General features: G+C 70.1%; 12 protein-coding genes and 1 pseudogene. 6 read left to right on the top strand and 7 right to left on the bottom strand.

What is annotated here, in order from left to right; genetic code table 11:
• Nucleotides 1-89: 89 nt before the first annotated feature.
• The gene (gene tnpA, locus FHR32_RS36290) at nucleotides 90-518 is read right to left on the bottom strand and encodes an IS200/IS605 family transposase (RefSeq protein WP_184759057.1); all 429 of its coding nucleotides are present in this window, start codon (nucleotides 516-518) and stop codon (nucleotides 90-92) included.
• Between the two features lie 313 nt (nucleotides 519-831).
• Here tnpA and FHR32_RS36295 point away from each other — a divergent pair, with 313 nt between their 5' ends.
• Nucleotides 832-1,680, top strand: coding sequence for an RNA-guided endonuclease InsQ/TnpB family protein (locus FHR32_RS36295; protein ID WP_184759058.1), 849 nt, complete (start codon nucleotides 832-834; stop codon nucleotides 1,678-1,680).
• A 46-nt stretch (nucleotides 1,681-1,726) separates the two neighbouring features.
• Here FHR32_RS36295 and FHR32_RS36300 read toward each other — a convergent pair whose 3' ends face one another.
• From FHR32_RS36300 to FHR32_RS36310, 3 genes are all read right to left on the bottom strand, one after another.
• Nucleotides 1,727-1,984 carry a hypothetical protein gene (locus tag FHR32_RS36300; protein ID WP_184759059.1) on the bottom strand — a complete coding sequence of 86 codons (258 nt, stop codon included), beginning with the start codon at nucleotides 1,982-1,984 and terminating at the stop codon, nucleotides 1,727-1,729.
• Entirely contained in the window at nucleotides 1,981-2,799 is an 819-nt protein-coding gene (locus FHR32_RS36305; RefSeq protein ID WP_184759060.1) for an SAM-dependent methyltransferase, read from the bottom strand. The genes FHR32_RS36300 and FHR32_RS36305 overlap by 4 nt, the downstream gene beginning before the upstream one ends.
• A 211-nt stretch (nucleotides 2,800-3,010) precedes the next feature.
• Nucleotides 3,011-3,502 carry an ATP-binding protein gene (locus tag FHR32_RS36310; protein ID WP_184759061.1) on the bottom strand — a complete coding sequence of 164 codons (492 nt, stop codon included), beginning with the start codon at nucleotides 3,500-3,502 and terminating at the stop codon, nucleotides 3,011-3,013.
• Nucleotides 3,503-3,752: 250 nt separating this feature from the next.
• Here FHR32_RS36310 and FHR32_RS36315 point away from each other — a divergent pair, with 250 nt between their 5' ends.
• The 3 genes and pseudogenes from FHR32_RS36315 (at nucleotide 3,753) to FHR32_RS36325 (ending at nucleotide 6,363) form a co-directional block, all read left to right on the top strand.
• Nucleotides 3,753-3,998 (top strand): DUF397 domain-containing protein, encoded by a 246-nt coding sequence (locus FHR32_RS36315; protein ID WP_184759062.1) that lies wholly within the window; start codon nucleotides 3,753-3,755, stop codon nucleotides 3,996-3,998.
• 108 nt (nucleotides 3,999-4,106) lie between these two features.
• On the top strand, nucleotides 4,107-5,030 hold the full coding sequence (locus FHR32_RS36320) for a Sco1979 family transcriptional regulator (RefSeq protein WP_184759063.1): 924 nt from the start codon (nucleotides 4,107-4,109) through the stop codon (nucleotides 5,028-5,030).
• A 47-nt stretch (nucleotides 5,031-5,077) separates the two neighbouring features.
• Nucleotides 5,078-6,363, top strand: a pseudogene (locus FHR32_RS36325) (SDR family oxidoreductase).
• 180 nt (nucleotides 6,364-6,543) lie between these two features.
• Here the strand turns inward: FHR32_RS36325 and FHR32_RS36330 are convergent.
• The 3 genes from FHR32_RS36330 to FHR32_RS36340 all read right to left on the bottom strand — a co-directional run bounded on the left by FHR32_RS36330 (nucleotide 6,544) and on the right by FHR32_RS36340 (nucleotide 9,144).
• Nucleotides 6,544-6,936 carry a VOC family protein gene (locus FHR32_RS36330; RefSeq protein WP_184759064.1) on the bottom strand — a complete coding sequence of 131 codons (393 nt, stop codon included), beginning with the start codon at nucleotides 6,934-6,936 and terminating at the stop codon, nucleotides 6,544-6,546.
• 157 nt (nucleotides 6,937-7,093) lie between these two features.
• Entirely contained in the window at nucleotides 7,094-8,347 is a 1,254-nt protein-coding gene (locus FHR32_RS36335) for a serine hydrolase domain-containing protein (protein ID WP_184759065.1), read from the bottom strand.
• A gap of 596 nt (nucleotides 8,348-8,943) precedes the next feature.
• Nucleotides 8,944-9,144: a hypothetical protein gene (locus FHR32_RS36340; RefSeq protein ID WP_184759066.1), complete on the bottom strand. Its 201-nt coding sequence runs from the start codon at nucleotides 9,142-9,144 to the stop codon at nucleotides 8,944-8,946.
• Nucleotides 9,145-9,685: 541 nt separating this feature from the next.
• On the opposite strand from FHR32_RS36340, the gene FHR32_RS36345 reads away from it, so the two are divergent.
• Both FHR32_RS36345 and FHR32_RS36350 read left to right on the top strand, forming a co-directional pair.
• The gene (locus FHR32_RS36345; RefSeq protein WP_184759067.1) at nucleotides 9,686-12,697 is read left to right on the top strand and encodes a YbcC family protein; all 3,012 of its coding nucleotides are present in this window, start codon (nucleotides 9,686-9,688) and stop codon (nucleotides 12,695-12,697) included.
• A complete protein-coding gene (locus FHR32_RS36350; RefSeq protein ID WP_312882866.1) occupies nucleotides 12,694-14,118 on the top strand; it encodes a proton-conducting transporter transmembrane domain-containing protein in 1,425 nt (474 codons plus the stop codon). Before FHR32_RS36345 ends, FHR32_RS36350 begins: the two co-directional genes overlap by 4 nt.
• The last annotated feature ends 325 nt before the right edge of the window (nucleotides 14,119-14,443 follow it).

Consider the following 14,443-nt stretch of genomic DNA (forward strand, 5'->3'; position numbering starts at 1 on the left):
CGGCGTTCACGCCGGGGGTGAAGGCCCACGCGGGAGTGCCCCTTAGGTGCGGGCGTGCCCTGGCCTTCCGCGCCCGTGAGCAGGCCGGCTCACACGGGTCGTTTCTGCTGTTCGATGTACTGCCTGAGGACCGTGAGCGGTGCGCCGCCCACGCTTGCGGCGAAGTAGGAGCCGGACCAGAAATGCCCGCCCCACAGGTACTGGCGGACGTGAGCGCTGTATTCCTTGCCGAGCATCCGCGCCGAGACGCCCTTCAGTGAGTTGACGAGCTTGGACAAGGCGACCTTCGGCGGGTAATGGACCAGCAGGTGGACGTGGTCGTGTTCGCCGTTGAACTCGCGAAGTTCGGCCTCGAAGTCGGCGCAGACCTCGCGCATGAGTTCCTCGCAGCGGACCAGCATCGGGTCGGTGAACACCCCACGCCGGTACTTCGTCACGAACACCAAATGTACGTGGAGGTTGTAGACAACATGGCGACCAGTGCGTACATCGGGGTTTGGATTCCATCGCGGTGACATAAACCAAATGATACGATCACGGTGTGGAGTTGGCGAGGCAGGCTCGTGCGCACGTGGCGCGACTCGACCTCGGCGCGGCCCAGGTGGCTGTGCTGGACGGCCAGGCGCACACCGCCCGCGCGCTGTGGAACCTGCTGCATGAGTACTTCACCTTCCGCCAGGGCCGGTTCGCGACGTTGAAGGACTGCGACGAGGCGATCCGGGCAGCCCGCCGCGAGATCGACTGGATGGGACGGCGGTATCAAGCGGTGGAAGCAAGTTCGGAGAGCATCTCGACGAACACGGCGCGATCAATCTGCCCAAGGTCGGGCGGGTGCGGTTTCGGTGGACCAAGGACCTGCCCGGCCTCACCAGGGGCGGTGCTGCCGGGCGGATCACGGGAGCGCGGCTGGTCAAGGATGCCCACGGCCGGCAGGTCGTGTTCCGCACCCAAACCCTGCTCGCGCCGGTCCCTGCCGTGCACCCGGGCCACACGGTGGGGATCGACCGGGGGGTCACCGTCGCGCCGGCCCTGTCGGACGGCACGATGCGTGAGCACGCCCCCTGGCTCACGCCTGGGGAGAAAGAACACCTGCGCCGGCTGGAGAAGACGTCGGCCCGCCGGCGGCGCACCCGGCATCGTGGCGAGCCGACCTCGCATCGGCCGGCCCGCACCTACGACCGGATAGCCCGGCTCCGCGCGAGGGCCAAGCGCCGAGCCGTCGACTGGCAGCACCAGACCACCACCGAACTCGTCGCCGCCTTCAGCGTGGTCGTGGTGGAAGACCTGAAGATTACGAACATGGTCCGTTCGGCCACGGGCACGGTCGGCAACCCCGGTGTGAACATCGCGCAGGAGGCCGGGCTGAACCGCTCGATCGCTGGGGAGGCGTGGGGCCGGACGGCCGCCTTGCTGGAATACAAGACCTCCGACCGGGGCGGCCACGTCGTGAGGGTCCCGGCGCGGGGGACCTCGCAGACCTGTCACCGGTGCGGCCACCGTGACCCGGCGGCCCGGGACGGGATAAGGTACGCCTGCGCCAATCCCGCGTGCGGTTGGGTCGGGCATGCCGACACCAACGCCGCGATCAATATCAAGAACGCCGTCGGAATGCCGGTGTCAGGACGTGGAGACCTCGGGGTTACCCGGTCTGCGAAGCGTCAACCCCCGCACGCCGCTTAACCGCGACACGACGGGAGAAACTCCGGCCCTCAGGCCGGGGAGGAGTTCAACAGGTGCCGGCCCTGATGCTGGATGGGCCGACGGTGGTCGTCTCGCCGTTGATCGCGCTCCAGCGCGACCAGGTGGCCGACCTGCGGGAGGCCGACGCGGGCGGGGCGGTCGCGGTCAACTCCGCGCAGTCCGGCGCCGCGGCCTCCTCTCGAATCGGTGCGGGCGGGGCTTCGACCGGCCCAACCTCGACCTGGAGGTCCGCCGCTCCGCACGCCAAGGTACGGCACAGCAGCCGGGGCCGAGCTCGCCTCAACCGTCGGTCTTGCGGGCGACCCCGGCCACGCTCCACGCCTTCTCCGGGCGGTGGGAGGCGAGCGCGCTGTCGGGGCGCCACTGACGGACGTACACCAGGCCGGGTTCGACGAGCTCCAGCCCGTCGAAGAAGCGCAGCACCTGCCGGCGCGTGCGGGAGACGTCCTCGCTGCGGTTGAGGATCTTCCGGTAGATGTCGCCGAGGGGGCCCGCCGCCTCGGGACGGGTGTCGAAGACGACATGAGCGAGGGCGAGGTAGCTGCCGACCGGCAACGCGTCGCGCAGCAGGGCCACGTTCTTGAACGGGTCGTCCTCGTCCGGGATGAAATGGAGGGCGCTGGGGATCACGACGGCCACCGGCTGGTCCAGGTCGAGGAACCGCCGGAGCTCCGGCTCGGCGAGCAGGTCATCCGGGTGGAGCACGTCGCCCCTGACGACGATGGTGCGGGGATCCGTGGCGAGGATGGCCTGGGCGTGCGAGAGCACGACCGGGTCGTCGGCGACGTAGGCCACGCGGGCGGCGGGCTCGATGGCCTGGGCGACCTGGTGGACGTTGCGCTGGGTGGGAAGCCCCGGTTCGACGGCGAGGAACTGCGTGACGCCCTGATCGATGAGATGGCGCACAGCCCGGCCAAGGAAGGCCTGGATCTCCTTGGAGATCGTCCTGATCTCCGGGGCGATGGCGAGCACCTCTTCGGCGGCCTGGCGGTCGGCCGCGAAGTTGTCCTTGCCACCCAGGAAGTAGTCGTTCATCCGGGCGACGTTCGGCACGCTCGTGTCCAGATGCACCGGTGGCCGCGGGGCCGCGTCGCTCATGTGTCACCTCTCCTTGGTTGCCTGCGAGACTAAAGAAGCGCGGCGTCCATGGGTAGGTGGCAAGCTGCGACCAATATGAGAAATGCGGCAATTATTCCGCGGGTGGCCGCTCTTTACGGTCAGCACGTGCCCAAATGGGACAACTTTCACTTTTATTCGAACATGAGACATCTTCGTATAAATAGCTACTTCTAGGCGGTAATCCCGTCCGTCAGTGGCATGCCTCCAGATGGCGGGCCGTCCTGGAGGGAAGGGCGAACGCCGCCCACACGGCCTTGCCCCGGCTCTGCAGGGGGGCCCAGCCCCACGTCTGACTGACTCCCTGCACCAGCTGCAGCCCGCGGCCGCTCTCGGCCTCGTCGTCGGGCTCACGCAGGCTGGGCCCCTGGTCGCTGGGATCGGTGACCGCGCACAGCAGCGAGCTCCCGGTGTGGCAGAGGACGATCTTGATGTCCTGGACGGAGTGGAGGCCGCCTCCGCCGTGGATGCCGTGGCGCACGGCGTTGGTCACCAGCTCGGAGACGACCACGCCGGTGTCGTCGACCAGCGAGTCCAGCTCCCAGGTGCACAGCGCGGCGGAGGTGAAGTCGCGGGCGGTCCGCGCGGCGCGGGGGTCGTGGCGCAGGCTCCGTACGGTCAGCTGGAGATGTTCGACATGGCTGTCGCCGCTGCTCCAGGGCGGTAACCCTCCAGGTGGAAGCACGTGATCGAGCATTGACAGCCACCGTTCCCATCCGTCGATCTCTGTCCGGATGGGTGTGGCCCGGCTGTGATGGCTTTGGTGACCAGTCATCGGCGACCTTGGGGAGGCGGGGGTTATCGCACAACGAGGGCGATCCGTCCAGTCATCTTGCCTGGGGCGATGTGCATAAGCAAGTACAGATGCACGTGCATCTGCACAAAGCTCTATGATGGCCATGGTGTTTCCCTCCCCAAATCAGTGAGAGGCGAGGATGAATCCGCTGTACAACGGCATGCCGGCGACCCTGCTGGGCGGGATCGGCTGGCGCAAGAGCCATTTCAGCAATCCCAGCGGTAACTGCGTCGAACTGGCCGCGTTGCCGGGTGGCGAGGTCGCGATGCGTAACTCGCGGGACCCCGAGGGGCCCGTGCTGATCTACACCCGTCTCGAACTCGACGCCTTCGTCCGGGGCGTCAAAAGCGGTCAGTTCGACGATCTGGCCGCCCAAATTGATTGAAGAATAAAATTCTATCTGGCCGTAAAGGCGTCACGGGGGTACCGTAAAGGCTCGCGACGGCCACAAAGAGTGGGCGGGGGCTCGCGTTCCGCGCTCGAAGGACTGAAGATGATCAAACCTCACACCGGAGGCGAGCCGGTCCTTCCGACCCCCCTGGCTCTGCCCCGAGGCAGCTCGACGGTGCTGAGGATCGTGCTGGGCGCGCAGCTCCGCCGGCTCCGCGAGCAGTGCCACATCACCCTGGAGGAGGCCGGGCACGCCATCCGCGCCTCGCACTCCAAGATCAGCCGTATGGAGCTCGGCAGGGTCGGCTTCCGGGTCAGGGACGTGGCCGACCTGCTCACGCTGTACGGCGTGACGGACGAGGACGACCGGCAGGCCCTGCTGGCCCTCGTCCAGCGGGCCAACGTCACCGGCTGGTGGCACAACTACAACGACATCCTGCCGAGCTGGTTCGAGACCTATGTGGGCCTGGAGGAGTCGGCCACCGGCATCCGTAACTACGAGGTCCAGTTCGTGCCCGGCCTGCTCCAGAGCGAGGGCTACGCGCGGGCCGTCGTCCGGCTGGGGTTCCCCGCAGCCTCCGCCTCCGAGGAGGAGGTGGAGCGGCGGGTGCGGCTGCGGATGGCACGGCAACGGCTTCTGCGCGGTGAGGAGCCGCCCCATCTGTGGGCGGTTCTGGACGAGGCGGTGCTGCGCCGCCCGCTCGGCGGGGCCGAGGTGATGTGCGACCAGATCGACCACATCCTCCAGCAGCTCGACCTGCCCAACGTGACCGTCCAGATCGTGCCCTTCAGCGTCGGCGGGCACGCGGCGGCCGGTGGCCCCTTCAGCATCCTGAGGTTCTCCCAGCCCGACCTGCCCGACGTGGTCTACATGGAGCAGCTCACCAGCGCGGTCTACCTTGACAAGCGCGACGACGTGGACCGCTACCTCGAGGTGATGGAACGCCTGTGCATCGAGGCCGAGCCGGTCTCGCGCACGCGGGAGATCCTCATCGGCATCCGCGAGGAGCTGGCGGGCAGGGCGTAGGGCAGGGGGCGCGCAACTTTCTCGCGGTGCCGTACGAAGATAGATGAATGAGATGCCTCGTTACCGGAGCGACGGGATACATCGGCGGGCGGCTGGTGCCGGAGCTGCTCGACGCCGGTCACGACGTGCGCTGCATGGTGCGCTCGGTGAGCCGCCTGCGTGATCAGCCGTGGGCCTCCAGGGTGGAGATCGCCCAGGCGGACGCCACCGACGCCGGTCAGACGAGGAAGGCGCTCGACGGCGTCGACGTGGCCTACTACCTCATCCACACGATGGGAGGGGGAGCGGACTTCGCCGAGGCCGACCGGCGCGCGGCCCTGACGTTCGCCGCCGCGGCCAGGGACGCGGGGGTGCGCCGTGTCGTCTACCTCGGCGGTCTCGCGCCGCACGAGAAACTCTCGCCGCACATGCGCTCTCGCACGGAGGTGGAGGAGATCTTCCTGCGTGGCGAGGTGCCGGCCGTGGTGCTGCGGGCGGCCGCCATCATCGGATCGGGCTCGGTCTCCTTCGAGATGCTGCGCTATCTCACGGAGCGGCTGCCGGTGATGACGACGCCGCGATGGGTGCGCACCAGGACGCAGCCCATCGCGATCCGCGACGTCCTGCGCTACCTCGTGGGCTGGGCGGCCATCAAGGGGGAGGTGAACCGCTCCTTCGACATCGGCGGCCCGGATGTGCTGACCTACGCCGACATGATGCGCGTCTAAGCCGAGGCGGCCGGGCGGCCGTCGTCCTTGCCCTGCAGCGGATCAAGGAGGCGAAGGTCGTCACCCGCTGGTCCTCCGCCTCGACGCCCGGCGCGCCGAGCGATCCGCTGCCCACCGACCCCGACTGGGCGGGCGGCAGTCTCTACGTCGACAGGCGGGCCCGCCGCGTCGAGGCGTCCCCACAGGCAGTCTGGGCGGTGATCGAGTCGATCGGCGGCGAGAACGGCTGGTACTCCCTGCCCGTCGCCTGGCGCGCCCGGGGTGTCCTCGACCGCCTCGTCGGAGGGGTGGGCCTGCGCCGGGGCCGTCGCGACCCGCGGCGGCTCCGTGTGGGCGACTCGGTCGACTTCTGGCGGGTCGAGGAGGTCGAGCCCGGTCACCTGCTCCGGCTGCGCGCGGAGATGCGCCTGCCCGGCCTGGCCTGGCTGGAGCTGAGCGTGCGCCGCGACCGGGACGGGACGGTGTACCACCAGCGGGCGATCTTCCATCCCCGGGGGCTGGCCGGGCACCTCTACTGGTGGTCGATCTCGCCCTTCCACAGCCTGATCTTCGGCCGGATGCCGCGCAACGTGGCGGCGGCCGCCGCCCACGCGGCGGTGGCCTCGTGCGCGGCGGCCGCGCTGTAGGCGGTCGCCAGGACCCCGGCGTTGACCTCACAGAACATCCCAGCACGACCGGGACGCCCGCCTCGGTCAGCATCAGCCCGTGGAGGGCGGACTCGCGGGTGCCCGGGGTGGTCTCGGGGCGGGGAGGCGTCTCGTATCGGTCGCGGCACTCCGCCGTCGCCCGGACAGGCGCGGGTGCGCTCAGTGGTCCGTGACGTACGGGTGCGTGAGGAACTCGATGGCGTGTCCGTCGGGGTCGTCGACGTACACGCCCCGGCCGTTGTGGCGATGGTTGATCTGCTGGGGCTCCCGATGGGCCGGATCGCCCCAGTAGGGCAGCCCGCGCTCGGTGATCCGGGCGTGGATCTCGTCGAACTCGTCCTCGGAGACCAGGAACGCCAGATGCTGCATGACGATCCGGTCCGGGGTGACGATGGAGTCCGCGTAGTCGACGGTCACGCCGTTGGCGAGCGGGACGGCGGCGAACGGCCCGTAAGCCTTGGGCTCGGGCGCGCCGAGCAGGTCGGTGAGGAAACGGGCGGAGGCGAAACGGTCGCTGCTGTGCATGATCGTGTGGTTGAGCTGTGCGGGCACGGGACCTCCAGGGTGGTCAGTCTCGAAGTGGCCTTGCACTTCTGACATTACGGCCGGAGCCCGCATCCGGCATCGGGCCTTCGGCCTAAGCCTAGGTCCGACGCCGGATGCCTCACCGCCTCGCCCGCCGCCGCGCGTCAGATCGGTCTCGCCCCGGTCAGAAGTACTTCGAGGTGAGGTCGGTGGTCGGCCAGGTGGTGACCTTGCCGATCTGGGCGTTCATCAGAGGGCTGAGCACGTCGTAGTCGAGGGTGCCCTGCTCCTCCCGCCGGTTGAACAGGGCCGCGTAGGTGAAACCGTTCTGCAGCCGGGCGAGGTAGGTGTAGGTGCCCGGCATCCCGCCGGCGTGCCAGGTGTTGAGGTTCCCGGGAACCTGGCGCACGTACCAGCCGCCGCCGTACCACGAGCCGTCCGCGCTGATGCCGATCTCCGGCTTGGCGAGGATCTTCGTGATCGACGCCGCGTTGAGCACCGGGCCCGCGGCGTCGAAGACGCGGGAGAACCTGACGAGGTCGACGGCGGAGGCCAGCCAGCCGCCGTTCGCCCCCTGGTTGGGCATGTTGAAGCCGCCGTACTGGTAGGGCACCGTGCTGCCGGAGTCGTCCATGACCGACTTCTGGGTGTACTGCGAGGAGTAGACGACCTCGGTCGCCTCCGCCTCCGACCTGAGGCTGTGGCCGATCCGCATCCGGGTGATGCCGACCGGCGCGAAGAGCTTCTGCTTGACATAGGACTCGTAGCTCATCCCCGAGACCTTCTCGATGATCTTACCGAGGAGCATGTAACCGTAGTTGCTGTAGACCATCTTCGAGCCGGGGTCGTGGTCGAGCGGCCGGGCGGTGACGTAGCGGACGATGTCGTCCTGGCTGATCGGCAGCGGGACGTCCAGCGAGGCGGAGATCGTGTGGTCCAGCCAGAGCGGGTCCTTGGACTTGTCGCGGTCCCAGCCGCCCAGGTGGTGTATCAGGCGGAGCACGGTCACCTGCTTCAGCCGGGGGTCGGCCGTCGCGGACAGCCCCAGCAGCGTGGTGACCGGCGTGGACAGGCTGAGCTTGCCGTCCTGGACCAGACGCATGATCGCGGCGGCGGTGATGTGCTTGCTCAGGCTGGCGATGCGGAACAGCGAGGTCGGGGTCACCGAGGGGAGGGCCTGCGACCCGTCCGAATACCTGTACCCGCGGGCCAGGAGGATCTTGCCCTTCTTGGCGATCGCGAGCTGCGCGCAGGAGATGTTGCGTTCCGTCACGAAGGTCTTCATGACATTGTCGAATCCGGCCAGGGCCGCGGGAGCGGTCCCCGAGGTGGTCACAACCGGTGCGAGCACGGCCTGAGCGGGACGGGCGCCCAACGCGACGGCGGGTACGAGGCCGGCGCTTGCCCTGAGCAGATTCCGTCGGCTGAGCGTTGTCACTTCTTTTCCCCCAAGCCACGTGTTTATCAGGAAGCTCAGCATTTTAGGGGTGTTTCGGGCACTGTGGTGCCGGGTTCCGGTCCGGCGGCCACATGATCTTCGGTGGAGCCGGCACGGTACCGCCAAGGCCGGGCCGGCTCCGTCGGTGAGCTGACGGCGACGGACCGCGGCGTGGGCGCGGGGGAGCGACGTCGGCCTCACCGCCGTAAAGGGATGCGTCGAACTTGCATATCAAGTAATTTTCCGGGCCTAATGGTGCCGCCCACGGTAAATGGCTATTTAAATGGCACGCAAGCCGTTGCGGGTCGGCAAAAGTTGATAACTTTTAGATAACGCTTGACTATTGCCGGCCTGTGCCGCCTGTGGAAAGTTGTATGACGGTCACTGGAACAAATGGAGCACCGCCCGAGGCAATCCGGCCTGAGGGCGGTCGCCGATAATCGCCGAATCGAATATCGGCGCCGATGAATCGCGTCCCGCACATCCTGACCGTCTCGTTGTTTCCGGTCGACCGCGGGGCTCTGTCCGGCTCCCGCCCATCAGGATTCTTGGCCTGGAGCCAGAGTGATGTCATCACCCAGTGGATCCCCGTGTCCTCAAGCCCTCGCGGGCGGCATGCGCGGAAGGCTGCGCCGTGCGGCCAGGGTGGCGCTGGCGGCCGCGGTGGCGCTGTCGCTGGTGGCCGCGGGGTCCGCCCGCTCCGGTCGAGACGGCTCCGCCGCCCGTGCGAGCACGCCCGTCTCCGAGGTGTCCCGGGCGGCGGAGCCGTCCGCACCGCCCGGTAAGGCGCGGTGCACGGGTGCTCCATCGGCCGATCACTGGTCGGCCGCGGCCTCCGGCGAGGAGCTCCGCGCTTTCGAGGACGTCTCTCCTGATGACGTGGACGGCCTTTCGGGTGCCGAGATACGCGGTTTCTCTCATCCGGCGCCGGATGCCACCGTCGCTTTCCATCCGCTCAGGCCATCTCAGACAAGTCCGAAAGCGGGCACGGCCCGTGGTCCGCCGATGCGTACCGAACGCCTTTTTTCCGGCGTTTCCCATCCGCACCGCCTCTGGCCGGATTCGGCCGGAGTGGACCATTCCAGCCCCTGTGAGGATCCCGCTGATGTCCGAACCGAGCGAACCGAACGCTTATGACGGCTTATCGACCACACGTTTCCGCGTTTTTCTGAAAGCCGATGTCACATCCGGATCCCCGGTCTGTCCGATCGCTCTCCCGCTCTGCCGGGGAACCGTGCCGGCCGGTGGATTCCAGCCGGCCGGCGGTGCCCAGACGGCGATCATCGGCGGCACGCCGGCCTCCCCCCACCCGCACGCCACCCGGCGGAGGGGGCGGGCATGACCCCCGTGAACACGGTCGCGCGACGGCCGGACCAGGACCGGTGCGCGGATATACCCGACCTGGTGGAGCGGGCGGCGCGGCTGCTGCCCGAGCAGGCGCCCCTGCAGACGTTCGTCCACCACAACACCCTGCACGCGTTCGAACACCTCCCCTTCGACGACGCCGTCGTCGGCGCGGCGCGGCTGTTCGGTGCCGAGCCCTTCCCGAGCGAGGCCGCCTTCTCCGCCTTCCTCGACTCGGGGCGGATCCGGCCGGAGGATCTCGAGGCGGTCACCGAACCGGTGGGCGACGGCGGCGACGTCCCTCTCGTGCCGGGCGGCCCGACACTCCGCCGGTTCCACGCTCTCCGGCTCCAGCATCTGTTCGAGGTTCCACGAGGCCCCGCGCTGAGCTGGCTGCTCCACGAGACGGACCAGCGGGCCCGGTTCGCCGCCCGCCTCGGCGCGCGGCGCCGTACCGAGCTGCTGGAGCAGGCGCGGCGCGACTGGGCCGGGCCGGTGTCGCCCGAACCGGATGCGCGGGCCCTCCAGGGGCAGTTGCTGGGCCGGCTCTGGGACAGGCTGCAGCGAGCGGTGCCGCGCGTCCGGGACACCGGGCACCCGCCGCCGCGCCCCCGTGACCGGATCCTCGCCGTCACCGCCGCCGACACCGACGAACTCGTCCACCCGCTGCTGATCCGGCTCTCGGCGGCGTTCCTGGACCAGGGGATCGCCTACTGGCCGATGCCGGAGCGGGAGAGAGGGTTCCTGCGCGCCTTCCGGCGGCTCTACGGCCGGGCCGGTGGCCCGCCTGACCGGTTCCTCCGCGGCCTGGCCCCCGAACTGAGGCGTCAGGAGGCCGAGTCCTGGACGGCCGAGCGGACCGTCGCGTGGGCCCTCACGGAGCTGGCCGTGCCCGGACGTGACCGGGCGGCCGCCATCCAGGCGACCCTGCTGTCGCTCCGCGGCTGGGCGGGCATGATGCGCCAGTTCGAGCAGCGGCCCGACCGCGCGCCGGTCGAGGCCCGTCCGGCCCGGCTGATCGACTACCTGGCCGTACAGCTCACCCTCGACCTGTACGCGGCCCGGTACACGGTGGCGGAGCACCTCGGCGGTCATGCCAAGGTCGCAGACCTCGTCCGGCCCCTGTGCCCGGACGGGGAACCGGCCGCCCCGGCCCGGCCCGACCTGGAACTGGTGTACGAGGCGTTCGTCCTGGCCCAGGTGATGCCGGTCGACACAGCGGTGTTCGCCGACGCCGGGCACGCGACCGCCTGGCTGGCGGCGGTGATGTCCTGCGACGCCCTCGAACGGCGCCGCCTGCTGCACCTGGCCTACGAGCGGCGCCACCGGGTCGGGGTGCTCGACGCTCTCGCCGCGCACCAGCGGGTCGCACCGTGGCCGACCCCGCGCCCCCTGTTCCAGGCGGTGTTCTGCATCGACGAGCGGGAGGAGTCTCTCCGCCGGCACCTGGAGGAGCACGATCCGCGGGCCGAGACCTTCGGATGCGCCGGTTTCTTCGGAGTCGCCATGACCTACCAGGGGCTGGACGAGGTACGCGCGCGTCCCCTGTGCCCGGTCGGCGTCACCCCCCGGCACCTGGTCGTGGAGGAGCCGGTGAGTACGGCCCGGCCCGGCCCGCGCACGGTGTCACACCGCAGGGGCGCCTGGAGCCGGCTGGTCGCGGTGGGCAGCAGGACCCTCGTGCGCGCAAGCGTGCTCACCCTGGGTCTGGGGCTCGCCTACGTCGTCGTCCTGGCCGGTCGATGTCTCCTGCCCCTGGCGTTCCACCGCTGGTCCCGGCGCTTCGGCCACGGCGCCGCCGCCCGCCCCGTCACCCGGCTGGCCATCGAACGGGTTCCGGCCGCGGAGCACGGTGACGGCCCGCTCCGGGGATACTCCGTACCGGAGATGGCCGACCTGGTGTCGGCCGTCCTGCGGACCGCGGGACTCGCCCGGAGCCTCTGCCCCCTGGTGCTGGTCGTCGGCCACGGTTCGTCCAGCCTCAACAACCCGCACGAGTCGGCGCACGACTGCGGCGCCACCGGCGGTGGGCGCGGTGGCCCGAACGCGCGCGCCTTCGCCGCCATGGCCAACCACCCGGGGGTGCGCGCGAGCCTCCGCGGCCAGGGGGTCGACATCCCCGAAAACACCTGGTTCCTGGGCGCCTACCACGACACCTGCGACGACTCGATGACCTACTACGACGACGACCTGACACCCGAGCGGTGCCGTCCGGCGATGGAGCGGGCGAAAGCGGCCATGGCCGCCGCCTGTGTCCTGGCCGCGCACGAGCGGTGCCGCCGGTTCGAGGCCGCCCCCTCGGGCCTTCGGCCCGGTCGCGCTCTCACCCATGTCGCGACCCGTACCGTCGACCTCGGCCAGCCCCGGCCCGAGTACGGCCACGCCACGAACGCGGCGTGCGTGGTGGGACGGCGCTCGCGGACCCGAGGGCTCTTCCTCGACCGGCGCGCCTTCCTCGTCTCCTACGATCCGGTCGGCGATCCCGAGGGCGACCTCCTGGCCGGTCTGCTCCTCGCGGTCGGACCGGTGTGCGCCGGCATCAACCTTGAGTACTACTTCAGCCACGTGGATCCGGTCGGCTACGGATGCGGGACGAAGCTCCCGCACAACATCGCGGGACTCCTCGGCGTGATGGACGGGCACGCCTCCGATCTGCGGACCGGGCTGCCCTGGCAGATGGTCGAGATCCACGAGCCGGTGCGGCTGCTGCTGGTCGTCGAGGCGGAACCGGAGCGCCTGACGGCGATCCTGCGCGCGCATTCCGGTCTGAACCGGCTCGTGGTGAACGGCTGGATCCAGCTCGTGGCGTGGAACCCCGGCTCCGGCGCGATGCACCTGTTCCGCCACGACGCGTTCCGGCCCTACATCCCGGAGACCACCGGCTTCCCGGCCGTGGACCGCTCCGCGCAGTTCTACGCCGGCAGGCGTGGGCATCTGGGCTGCGCGCACGTGGTGGCCGCCTCCGAGACGGCGGCTCCCGCGGCGCGGATCCAGGGGCGGGCGTGAGCGACGTGATGCAGCGATATCTGCTGATGTCGATCGCCGGGCTGCCCCTCGGCGCGTCCGCGGTCCTCGCGCTCCTCGCGTGGTGGGGCCGGAGACGGGCCGAGCGGATCATCTCGACGGTCGTCACGCTGGCCTTCGCGTCCGCGACGGTGTCCGCCCTCGTGCTCGCCGGGATCACCGCGGGCCACGGTGAGCGGGACCTGACGGTGTCCCTGGGCACCTGGTTCGGCGCGGGGGAGTGCGCGTTTCCCCTGCTGCTCGTGGGTGACCGGCTCTCGCTGCCCTTCGCCGCCGTCACCGCTCTGCTGACGTGCCTCGTCGGAGTCTTCTCCCGGCGCTACCTGCACAGGGAACCGGGATACCTCCGGTTCTTCATGCTCCTGGCCCTGTTCGGCGCGGGCGTCGAGATCGTCACGCTGGCCGGTGCGCTGGAGCTCGCCTTCGCGGGATGGGAACTGGCCGGCCTGGCCTCGGCGCTGCTGATCGCGTTCTTCCACGAGCGGAGAAGACCCGTGGAGCACGCGTTGCGCGCGTTCCTGACCTACCGGGCATGCGACGTGGGGCTGCCGGTCGCCGTCGTGTGGCTGCACCACACCACCGGCGGCTCCACCGTCACCGGAGTCGCGGCCGGCGGCGGATGGGCGGGGTTCGCGGTGCCGGCCGCCGCCGGGGACGCGGTCCTTGCCGGGCTCGCACTGCTGTGGGCGTCGATGGGCAAGTCCGCGCAGGTGCCCCTCGGTGGATGGCTGCCCCGTGCCATGGAGGGGCCCACTCCGTCGAGCGCCGTCTTCTACGGGGCGATCTCCGTCAGCCTGGGGCCGTATCTGCTGCTGCGCACGGAGTCGGTCTGGGCGCAGGCGTCGACGGTGCGGATCGCGATCGTCGTCGTCGGCGCGCTGACCGCCCTCCACGCCACCCTGGTCGGACGCGTCCAGACGGACGCCAAGAGCGCGCTGGCCTACGCCTCGATGACCCAGATCGGCGTGATCATGGTCGAGGTCGGGCTCGGTCTGCGCTGTCTCGCGCTGGTCCACCTGGTCGCGCACGCCGTGTCGCGCAGCGCCCAGATCCTGCGGTCGCCGAGCCTGATCCACGATCACCGTCACCTGGAGCAGGTGACGCGCCGGCCGTTGCCTCCCACCGGGACGCACCTGGGCCGTCTGCTCCCCGGGCCGGCACAGGCGTGGCTGTACCGGTATGCCCTGGAACGGGGCTACCTCGACGCGTGGCTGAGTGATCACGCGGCAGGCGGGCTGGTACGCCTGATCCGGCGGGCGGACTCGCTGGACGACCACTGGGCGGGGTGGCTGAGCACCGGATGGGTTCCAGTGCGCCGTACCGGCGTCGCGGATCGGCGGGGGCCCGTGACCGCCGCGCGGGGGGGACCGCCGGCCACGGAGCGTGGAGGGCCGAAGCCATGATCGCACTGGTCCCCCTGCTGGTGGCGGGTCTTCTCCTGGCCGGGTCCTCCACCGTCACGCGGATCGCCGATGGGCGTCTCGCGCGCCGTGCCGCGGTGTCCTTCGCCGCGGCCGCCACGGCGCTGTCGATCGTGCTGCCTCTTGTCTGCAGATATGCCCCGTTCGCCGGGGCGCGGACGGCGGACCTGGTCATGGTGGCCCTACCGGACGGCGCCGCCCGGCCCGTGGCCACCGTGACCTGCGTGGTCGGCCTGCTGGTGGTCGCGATGAGCCCGATCGCCTCCCACCCACCGGCGACCCTGGCCGGGATATTACGGCTGCTGGC

Origin of the sequence: Streptosporangium album (genome assembly GCF_014203795.1) — a bacterium.
Taxonomy (GTDB): Bacteria; Actinomycetota; Actinomycetes; order Streptosporangiales; family Streptosporangiaceae; genus Streptosporangium; species Streptosporangium album.

Coding starts and splice junctions, on each gene's coding strand:
- tnpA (WP_184759057.1), bottom strand. CDS start 518: ATGTCACCGCGATGGAATCCAAACCCCGATGTACGCACTGGTCGCCAT.
- FHR32_RS36315 (WP_184759062.1), top strand. CDS start 3,753: ATGAATCCGCTGTACAACGGCATGCCGGCGACCCTGCTGGGCGGGATC.
- FHR32_RS36305 (WP_184759060.1), bottom strand. CDS start 2,799: ATGAGCGACGCGGCCCCGCGGCCACCGGTGCATCTGGACACGAGCGTG.
- FHR32_RS36320 (WP_184759063.1), top strand. CDS start 4,107: ATGATCAAACCTCACACCGGAGGCGAGCCGGTCCTTCCGACCCCCCTG.
- FHR32_RS36345 (WP_184759067.1), top strand. CDS start 9,686: ATGACCCCCGTGAACACGGTCGCGCGACGGCCGGACCAGGACCGGTGC.